This window comes from Mesorhizobium sp. M0292 (assembly GCF_040321695.1).
Classification (GTDB): domain Bacteria; phylum Pseudomonadota; class Alphaproteobacteria; order Rhizobiales; family Rhizobiaceae; genus Mesorhizobium.
Genome location: NZ_JAMYSB010000027.1, coordinates 71,804 through 81,237, shown reverse-complemented (window position 1 = coordinate 81,237; position 9,434 = coordinate 71,804). Strand labels below are relative to the sequence as shown.

Here is a 9,434-nt window from a genome sequence, read left to right as displayed (position 1 = left end):
TTGTCGCCCCCCCTATTATTTGGTGGGGCCCCCCGCCGCCCTCCCGGCCCCCTTTTTGCGCTCGCGCGGGGTGGCTTTTTTGGGCGGCCCCCGCCGGCCGCGCCGCCGGGCGCCCCCCGCGGCGTTCGACGATTTCGCTCAGTGTCACGCCAGGCCGCAATTCCTCCGGCGCAATGCGGTAGATTTCCGCATAGCGCCGGTTGCTCAGGATCAGCCGTTCATCGGCATCGAAAAAGCAGATGCCTTGCGAAATATTCTCGATCGCAGTCTCGAAACGCAGGGTCTGCCCTTCGAGACCCGCAATGGTCGTGCGAAGTTCTCCCTCGAGCGTATCGTAGGAAACGTCAGCCAGTCTTGCCAATGCGGCTACGCCCACCGGCCCGCGCGCCCCGACGGATCTTCTGGATGACTTCGTGACCAAACAGACCTCCTCCGGTTTGGCACCTGAAACAAGAAAGGGCCTCTGTCGTGCCAGACGAAAGTCGACTGACAATGTTACAGATGTGCTAATTCAAGATGAACTGTAACGGAATTGGAGGCGTCAGCAACCAGATACCAAAGGTGCAAATGTTATTCCAAATCAACTTCCAACGGCTCATTATCGATATTTTTTTGCACACGCGGGTTTTGACGATCATCCGAGCAACAAATCATCAGGGGCAACCAGCTTGCTGCCAGCGCTACCGGCGCCCGCCTCAATCCATATGCGCGGCAGGAGCGGCCGCGCCGGCCGGAGCGGTCTTCGGCTTGCGCAGCAGGAAGACAAACGGAATGGCAACCAGCGTCATCACCATCAGCAGTTTGAAGTCGTTGACGTAGGAGATCATCATCGCCTGGATGTTGACCATGCGGTCCACCTGCGAAAGTGCCGTCGGATCGCCGCCTGCTGCCGCCGGCGAGGCCGCCCACAAATTGGGGTTGAACGGGTTGATGAAAGCCGACAGTTCGGTGTGATTGACCTGCGTGTTGCGCACCATGAGAACCGTCACCACCGACACGCCGATCGACGAACCGAGATTTCGAACCAGGCTGAACAGGGCCGTGGCGTCGGTGCGGAAGCGCACGTCGAGCGTGGCGAAGGCCACCGTGGACAGCGGCACGAACACCATGCCCATGCCCAGGCCCTGGATGACGCCGGAGCTGAGGATCAGCCAATTGTCCATCTGCGGCGTGAAGGAGGACATGGTGTAGAGCGACTGCGCGGTGAGCAGAAAGCCGATGACGACGAGGATGCGGGCGTCGATCCTGCTCATGAGCCGTCCAACGACAAGCATCGAAATCATCGTGCCGACACCGCGCGGCCCCAGGACGACGCCGATGGTCACGGTCGGATAGCCGAAGATGGTCGACAGCATCGGCGGCAGCAGCGACATCGAGGCCAGGATCAGCACGCCCATGACGAAGATGAAGGCCAGACCGGTGACGAAATTGCGGTCGAGGAAGATCTTGGGGTCGATGAAAGGACGTTCCGCCGTCAGTGTGTGGATGATGAACACCCAGAAGCCGGTGATCGAAAGAGCAAGCTCGATCCAGATTTCGACCGAGGAAAACCAGTCGACCTCGCCGCCGCGGTCGAGCAGCAGCTGCAGTGCGCCGACGCCGAGCGAAATCATGGCGAAACCGAAGAAATCGAAGCTGCGTATCCGCCGGGCAATGACCGGCAAATAGGCTGCCATGCCGAGGAAGGCGATGATGCCGACCGGCAAATTGATGAAGAACACCCAGCGCCAGTTGAAATTCTCGGTCAGCCAACCGCCCAGCGTCGGACCCAGGATCGGCCCCAGCATGATGCCGGCGCCCCAGATGGCCATCGCCTGGCCGTGGCGTTCCCTGGGGTTGATGTCGAGCAGGAAGGTCTGCGACAGCGGCACGATGGCTGCGCCGAACACGCCCTGCATCAGCCGGAAGAACACAATGCTCTCCAGGCTCCAGGCAATGCCGCACAGCATCGAGAACACGGTGAAGCCGACAACCGCCGCCAGGAACAGTTCCTTGCGGCCGAAGCGGTCGGCCAGCCAGCCGGTCACCGGCGTCATGATCGCGGCGGCAACGATGTAGGAGGTCAACACCCAGTTGATGTTGTCGGGCGACGCGCCGAGGTCGCCGGTCATGGTCGGCAGCGCGACATTGGCGATCGTGGTGTCGAGCGCCTGCATGACCGTCGCCAGCATCAGCGCCACAGTGATCAGGCCGCGATGCGGCACTTCCTTGAAAGGTTCTGGTGTGGTCATGATGCGGAACTTCCGACAGGTAACAAAAACGTGTACATTAGGTTTCCGGGCGGCGAGGCCTTCTCTGGTGAAGAGACCCTCATCGCGGTGGGACGCGATCTATCGATGTGGGGGGTTACATCGATCGAAGGTCTCGACACATCAGGCGCTTGCCGCCCGGAAATCCAAGGTCCGAAGGATGGGCGCCGAGATGGTCCAGGTTCTGGGCAGGCCGCGATGCGGCCCGGTCCAATCCACCCCTCGTTCAACCTGCCGTCGGACCGATCCTGGCATCTCAACTTCACCTCGCCTGCGGCGGGCGTTCTGCCGGGCCGTGATCCTGCTTTTCGAGATCACGGTCCATTCACAGTCTATTGTGCTTCGCCTGCGGTGGCGTGGCCAAAGATAGCGGGGAACCCGCGAGCAACGCCGGTATCCACCGTAACCGAGGCGCTCATACCGGTGCGCAGCGCCATTTTGGCGTCGGCATCGGTCAGCTCCAGGCGCACCGGAATGCGCTGCGTGACCTTGACCCAGTTACCGGTGGCGTTTTGAGCTGGCAGCAGCGAAAACTCCGCGCCGGTGCCGGCGCCGATCGCCTTGACGGTGGCTTCGAAAGTTCTGCCCGGATAGGTGTCGACGACGATCTCGGCCTTCTGGCCAGGCTTCATGTGGGTAAGCTGGGTTTCCTTGAAATTGGCATCGATCCAGGTGTCGCCGGTCTCGACCAACGCAAACAGCGGCGTGCCGGAACCGACATACTGGCCGACCTTGAACGAGGAGGCCTGGCTGATGACGCCGTCGGCCGGCGCCTTGACCGTGGTCTGCGCCAGATCGTAGGCGGCCTTGTCGCGCGCGGCGAGTGCGGCCATCACCGTCGGATGCTTGTCGGTCTCGATATCGGGATTGCCGGCGAGAGCCGCCTTGGCGCTGATGATGCCTTGCTCGGCAACGGCCAGTTGCTGCCTGGCCTTGTCGAGATCGTTCTTGGCCTCGTCCAGCGACGATTTGGCGTTGATGCCCTTCTGGGCAAGGTCGGCGGCGCGGTCGTACTGCGACTGCGCGTAGTCGACCTGGCTGGCATCGGACTTTTCCTGCGCCAGTGCCTGGCTGTAGGCGGCGCGCAGCTGTTCGATTCCGACGCGTGCGACTGCGACCGCCGCGTCGGCCTGCGCCAATGCGATCCGGTAGGGCTCGGGGTCGACGGCAAACAGCACATCGCCCTGCTTGACCTGCTGATTGTCCGAGATGCCGACCTGAACGATGCGGCCGGCCGTGTCCGAGGCGATCGACACCTTGGCCTGCTGCAAATTGGCGTTCTCGGTTTCCTGATAGCGGCCGCCGGTCACCCAGACATAACCGCCACCAATGGCCAGCGCGGCTGGCAGGGCGACCATCAGCAGCAAGCGGCCGATGCGGCGCTTCTTGACCGGAGCCGGACCGGGTTGAACCGGGGGAGCCATCGCGACAGGTGCTGCGGCCGGCTGTGCAGGCGCTTCGGCGGCAGGCTGTGCCGGCGTCTCGATCTTGGTTACATTCTCGTCTAGCTTGGCTGCCGCGTTCATGCTGCTGCCCCTTCCGTACTCTTCAAGGACGACGTCTCGCCGTCCGCCAGGTTTTGCACGATGGTGTCCAGCGCCCGGATCAGGACGCGGCGGTCGTCCGGCGAAACGCCGACCAGCGATTCCTCATAAACTTCGCCAGCAAGGCTTTTGACCTCGGCATAGGCCGCGTTCGCCTTGGCTGTCGGGAAGATCATGCGCACGCGCCGGTCAGTTGCGTCGGAGCGCCGCTCGATCCAGCCGCCCTCCTCCATCCGGTCGACGAGGCGTGAAACGCTGATCGGCTCGATTTCGAGGAGTTCGGCGAGGCGAGCCTGGGCGACGCCCGCCTCCTTGGCAACGCGAACCAGAAGCCGCCATTGTGCCGAGGAAAGGCCAAGTCCGCGGGCGCGCGCCTCGAAGCGCTTGCGCATAAGGCGCTGCACGTCGTGGATCAAAAAGCCCAATCTATCTATGCCGTCGGAAACCATGAGCGGTATATATTATAAGCGTGCTTACCATTCAAGGCGCCGCATTGCGCCAGAGCCGAAAAAGAGGGATGGCAGCCATGCAGATGCGGTCACGGCACAGGCAATGACGGTTGCGGATGACCTCCCGACCGAGACGTGAATTGCCGTCGAGAACGCCGTGAGAAGAAAGGTCGTCTTGCGCGTCCTCGCCACCGGCACACCTAGGCTTTCGGCGGCATTTCGCCGGCGGCGAAGGCATCGAGCCGGCGGTGGTTCCACAGGGCATAGGCAAGGATGGTGCCCGCACCCAGCGCGCCCGGATATTATCCCAGCGAGCCAGGCCGAGGCCGCCCAGCAGCGGCTTTCCACGATGGTGACCTGCCACAGTCGACCAGCGCCCTTCAATTTTACGACAGGCGCAATTTCGATCAAACTGGCCTCGCAAAAAGCCGGCAGCATGGTGTGGCCAAATGCGAGGAGACTCATGAACCCGACCGAGAAAGCGCTGTGGTTTGTCGAGAGCCATTTGCCGGAAGCGATCTCGCTTGAGGATGTCGCGCAAAGCAGCGGCGTCTCGCGCTTTCATGTGACGCGCGCCTTTGGCGCCGCCACCGGCCGTTCGGTGATGGGCTATATGCGCGCGCGCCGGCTGACCGAAGCGGCGCGCAAGCTGGCTTCCGGCGCGCCCGACATCCTCGCGGTCGCGCTCGATGCCGGCTACGCCTCGCACGAAGCCTTCACCCGCGCCTTCCGCGATCAGTTCGGCACGACGCCGGAACTGGTGCGCGCGCAGGGCAGCCTCTGCAATCTCGACCTGGTGGAGCCGATCCTGATGGACCAGTCCTTCCTCGCCTCACTGCCGCCGCCGCGCTTCGAGACCGGCCGTCCCTTCCTCATTGCCGGCCTCGGCGAGCGCTACAGCTGCGAAACCAGCGCGGCCATTCCGATGCAGTGGCAGCGCTTCGGTCCCTATATCGGCAACATTCCGGGCGAGACCGGCGACGTCGCCTATGGCGTCTGCGTCAACGGCGACGATGCCGGCAATTTCGACTATATCGCCGGCGTCGAAGTTTCGGATTTCTCGGACCTGCCGAAGGAGCTTTCGCGGGTGCGGGTGCCGGCGCAGAAATACGCCGTGTTCACCCATGCCGAGCACATCTCCACCATCCGCCGCACCGTCAACACGATCTGGAACAAATGGCTGCCGGCCTCGGGGCACGATATAGCCGACGGCCCCGAATTCGAGCGCTACGGCCCGGAGTTCGATCCGCGCAGCGGCAATGGCGGGCTGGAGATATGGGTCCCGGTGGCCTGAACGCCGCTACAGCTCCAGGTTCCAGTTCTGGCCGACCAGATCCTTGCCGAAGGCGTGATGGCGCTCTTCGTCCACCAGCCTGAAGCCGGCACTCTCGTAGATGTGGCGGGCGGCGGTCAAAATGTCGTTGGTCCATAGGGTCAGCGTCTTGTAGCCCTTAGCACGAGCAAAGCCGATGCACTCCTGAACCAGCCGCTTGCCGATGCCGAGGCCGCGCGCCGATGGTTCGACATAGAGCAGGCGCAGCTTCGCCACCGCGTCGGATTTGCGCACGACGAAGACCGAGCCGACCACCTCCCCTTGCCGTTCGGCAATCCAGCTGCGTTCCCATTCTGGATCGAAGGATTTTACGAAGGCGCCGAGGATTTCGGCGACCAGCGCCTCGTAGGTTTCGTCCCAGCCATAGTCCTGTGCGTAGATCTGTCCTTGGCGGCGCACCACCCAGCCGATGTCGCCGACCTGCAAGGGGCGCAGCATATACGGCACTTTGGTCTCCGGGCTGTCGCCCAGGAGTTGCTGCACCGTCTGCATGGCCTTGACCAGCCGGTCCTGTTCGGCAGCAGGAAGCCGCTCCAGCAAGGCCGCGACCTGGTCGTGCGAAGCCCGGTTCAGCGGCGCGAAGGCCTGCCGCCCCACCGGCGTCAGCGTGATCGACGACTGCCGCGCATCCGACGCCAGCGGCGCGCGCGCAATCAGCTGCAGGTGCTCGAACTTCTTCAGGAGCCGGCTGACATAACCGGCGTCGAGGCCGAGATCGCGGATGAGATCGCTGGCGGTCAGGCCATCGCGATGCGCCAGTTCGTAGAGCACCCGCGCCTCGGTCAGCGAGAAGGCGCTTTTCAGCAGGCCTTCGTCGAGCAGACCTATCTGGCGGGTGTAGAAGCGGTTGAAAGCCCGCACCGCGTCGATGCGTTCCTTGCCGGGTTGATGATGGATCGTCATGGGAAGCCTCCTGCCCATCAACGATCGGTCATTTATTTGACTTAGTCAAGTATCGAGGAGATGCTCCCCCGGTCGTGTCTCAGGCGATGGCGCGGCGGCGCCGTGCGATCAGGACGAACAGGCCGAGCAGCACGACGCTGGCCGCAGCACTGGCGGCGGCAAATTCCGGCACCGGCCGAAAATCCTTGCCGTCGATCAGCAGCGATGCCGCGACCGGGCCGATCGCCAGACCGAAAAGCTGGGCCGCCGGCACCAGAAGCACGGCCGTGCGCGTCTCGTCGGCGGTGATCGCCAGCCGGATCTGATAGGGCACGATGAACAGAAGGATGAAGCCCATGATCAAGGCCGCGACCCAGAAAACCGTCAGGCCGGGGCTGCCGGCGAGCACCACGGAACTGGCGACGGCGACCACGCCGATCGCCACGATGGCGAAGCGGTAGTCGATACGCGCCTCGAAGACGGTAGCCGTCATTGCGCCCAGCACCTGCAATGCCAGGCTGGCCGAGACGATCAGGCCGACGCTGCGGCCATCGATGCCGTATTGTGCGCCAAGCGGCTCGAGAAACGCCCAGACCGAGCCGAAGAACATAAAGTAGCAGAAGACGCACAGCAAAGCGGCAAGCGAAGGAACGGTCAGCACATTGCTGAACTGTTCCTCCTTGGGCAGGTCGGCATAGCTATGGGGGACGATGAAGGCGACCGCCACCGAAGCGATGCAGACGACGGCAAGGACGATGAAGCCGCCTGCTGATCCGGCGGCCGGGATGACGTAAAGCGCCAGCAGCAGGGCAAGGGCGCATTGCGCCAGGGTCTGAAGGGTGACGAAGAAGCCGCCGATGCGCTCGGCCCGGCGTGAACGGGCGATCAGTTCCGTGGCGACCGCCACCAGCCCACCCTCGGCGAGGCCTGCCACCGCGCGGGCGGCAATCAGCGAGGTCGAGGTCAGCGCATAGGCGGTCGCCCCGTTCGCCAGCGCCAGCAAGAGCAGAAGGACGGCACTTTTCAAGCGCATATTGTGGGCGGACAGCATCATGGCGATGGCCGCCGATCCGATGCCGATGGCGATCATCTCCGCCGTGGCGACCAGCGCGAGTTCGTCACCGCTGACATGCCCTTCGGTGTAGAGCGCGCCGAGAAGCACCGGCTGCAGCCCGAGAATGAGCAGCCCGACCGAGCCGATCCACAATGCCGAGGCGAGTTGCGCCCCAGTGGGGTTGCCGACCAGCCAGTCGCCGTTCCCGGCATCCGCGTTACCAGCAGAAGTCACGGTCGCCTCCCAACGTCCTTGCCTGACGGCAAAAAAACTGACAGTCTGTCAGCATTTAGAGCTGATACTCGATCATATTCGTTTGTCAATCAGTAGCGGGACTTGGCACCAATAAGGCTGGGGATGGTCTTGGCGATCGAATGGTCTGGGCGATCGAGAGGATGGCGGCATGAACGAAGCAGTGCAGATGACGACCGAACCGAGGCGCAGGCCCAAACAGGAGCGCAGCCGCGAGCGCATCGACGCCATCCTGTCGACGACCATGCGGCTGATCGGCGAGAAAGGCATCGACGCCGTCACCATGAAGGAAGTCGGCGCACAGGCCGGCGGGCCGATCGCCACCGTCTATCATTACTTCCCCAACAAGTCGGCGATCCTGGCGATGCTCTACGAGCGATTCTCCGAAGTGAGCCGCGCCCGGCTTGCCGCGATCGTTGCCGACGTCGGCGGGCTGAGCGACGTTATCGCTGCGGCCGACCGGCTGCTCGACGACTACTATGAGCGCGTCGCCGGCGACCCCGCCATTCAGGACCTGCAAAACGCCATCCAGGCTGACAAGGCGCTGAAGAATCTCGACATCGCCGAAACCCGGCGCCAGGCGACGATGTTCTGCGACCATGTCGGCCCCTTTCTCGCGCCAGAGCGACGCAATGAGTTCGGCCGTATGGTTTTCCTGATCTTCCAGCTGGCCGGCGGCGTCGTGCGCATGGCGCTGACCCAGAACCAGGAGGAAAGCCGCCACACCATCGAGGACTACCGGTCGATCATCCATACGCAGTTGGGACTGTTTCTCTAGCGCCCGATTCGACCCCGTCCGGTCTGGTGGATGAGGTTTTCGAAGCCGTCGGCCAGGTTGGCTGTGCCGGCGGCAACGATCTTCGATAGGTTTCTGGCGCGACCTGGGGTCTTGTTGGCATCGAGCAGCACGGCCCTGCCCTCATGCACGACAAAGTCGAATTTGCCGTAGTCGAAGCCCAGCTTCCGACGCAAGGCGCGCAGTTCGTCGGGAACCGCAACCGGCTCCCGGCGGACGGTGTCGTCGCCCTTGACCAGGCGCTGCGGCGAGACATAGCGGGTGCAGCGCTCCCGATCGCCGCAGAATATCCAGAACCGCGCCGCAAACCCGTCGGGCTCGATTTCGGGAATGAATTTTTCCACGATCAGGTCGGCACGCCTGAAAATCTCCGGCGCCACATCGGCCAGCGAGGCATGCACCTGATAACGATCGAAGGTCTGCGCGCCCGGGAAAGGCACTGCCTTGCCGGCGCGAACGGATTTTCGGTTGAGCTGCTCCTCGGGCGTCCCCCAATGATTGAGGTTGCTCTTGACGATGACCTGGCCGCTCCAGTTGGCACCCTCCTCGAGGATCGCACCGCTGATGCGGCGCTTGGAAATGTCGGTTGCACCAAGATTGAGACAAATCGGAAATCCGCGCGCGTAGTCGACATAGTCCGATGGCGTCACTGTCGCGTCGACATGCAGGACGGCAATATCGGCGTTATGACTTGCCGAAGGTCCACGCATGATCTGCACGGAGTGACCGCGCCGTTTCAGCTCCGCCAGGACGTCGAACAGCATGTAGGGGCTGTCCTGGCGCAGCAGGAGGCCCCACCGGCTCTGGAAGCGGTCAAATTCATGCGTTATGACGGCAATGCGGGCCATGGCCTTTCCATGCATGAGGTAACTCGC

9 protein-coding genes are annotated in these 9,434 nt (G+C 63.2%); 2 read left to right on the top strand and 7 right to left on the bottom strand.

Features of this window, described 5'->3' with window-relative positions; all coding sequences use genetic code 11:
* From NKI96_RS28260 to NKI96_RS28245, 4 genes are all read right to left on the bottom strand, one after another.
* Positions 1 to 304: PAS-domain containing protein (locus tag NKI96_RS28260; protein WP_502900311.1), on the bottom strand; the 304-nt coding region annotated here is incomplete at its 3' end.
* 391 nt (positions 305 to 695) lie between these two features.
* Complete coding sequence (locus tag NKI96_RS28255; RefSeq protein WP_023694754.1) at positions 696 to 2,231, bottom strand: DHA2 family efflux MFS transporter permease subunit; 1,536 nt, start codon at positions 2,229 to 2,231, stop codon at positions 696 to 698.
* Between the two features lie 350 nt (positions 2,232 to 2,581).
* The gene (locus tag NKI96_RS28250; RefSeq protein WP_023694753.1) at positions 2,582 to 3,775 is read right to left on the bottom strand and encodes an HlyD family secretion protein; all 1,194 of its coding nucleotides are present in this window, start codon (positions 3,773 to 3,775) and stop codon (positions 2,582 to 2,584) included.
* Positions 3,772 to 4,242, bottom strand: coding sequence for a MarR family winged helix-turn-helix transcriptional regulator (locus NKI96_RS28245; RefSeq protein WP_031203001.1), 471 nt, complete (start codon positions 4,240 to 4,242; stop codon positions 3,772 to 3,774). Before NKI96_RS28245 ends, NKI96_RS28250 begins: the two co-directional genes overlap by 4 nt.
* A 463-nt stretch (positions 4,243 to 4,705) precedes the next feature.
* Between NKI96_RS28245 and NKI96_RS28240 the strand changes: the two genes are divergently transcribed.
* Positions 4,706 to 5,536: an AraC family transcriptional regulator gene (locus tag NKI96_RS28240; protein ID WP_352807248.1), complete on the top strand. Its 831-nt coding sequence runs from the start codon at positions 4,706 to 4,708 to the stop codon at positions 5,534 to 5,536.
* 6 nt (positions 5,537 to 5,542) lie between these two features.
* Here the strand turns inward: NKI96_RS28240 and NKI96_RS28235 are convergent, their stop codons facing one another.
* Both NKI96_RS28235 and NKI96_RS28230 read right to left on the bottom strand, forming a co-directional pair.
* Positions 5,543 to 6,478, bottom strand: coding sequence for a bifunctional helix-turn-helix transcriptional regulator/GNAT family N-acetyltransferase (locus NKI96_RS28235; RefSeq protein WP_352807246.1), 936 nt, complete (start codon positions 6,476 to 6,478; stop codon positions 5,543 to 5,545).
* Positions 6,479 to 6,557: 79 nt separating this feature from the next.
* Entirely contained in the window at positions 6,558 to 7,745 is a 1,188-nt protein-coding gene (locus NKI96_RS28230) for an MFS transporter (RefSeq protein WP_352807244.1), read from the bottom strand.
* A gap of 169 nt (positions 7,746 to 7,914) precedes the next feature.
* On the opposite strand from NKI96_RS28230, the gene NKI96_RS28225 reads away from it, so the two are divergent.
* Positions 7,915 to 8,541: a TetR/AcrR family transcriptional regulator gene (locus NKI96_RS28225; protein WP_023682986.1), complete on the top strand. Its 627-nt coding sequence runs from the start codon at positions 7,915 to 7,917 to the stop codon at positions 8,539 to 8,541.
* Here the strand turns inward: NKI96_RS28225 and NKI96_RS28220 are convergent.
* Positions 8,538 to 9,407 (bottom strand): hypothetical protein, encoded by an 870-nt coding sequence (locus NKI96_RS28220; RefSeq protein WP_352535729.1) that lies wholly within the window; start codon positions 9,405 to 9,407, stop codon positions 8,538 to 8,540. The genes NKI96_RS28225 and NKI96_RS28220 overlap by 4 nt on opposite strands.
* Positions 9,408 to 9,434: the final 27 nt, after the last annotated feature.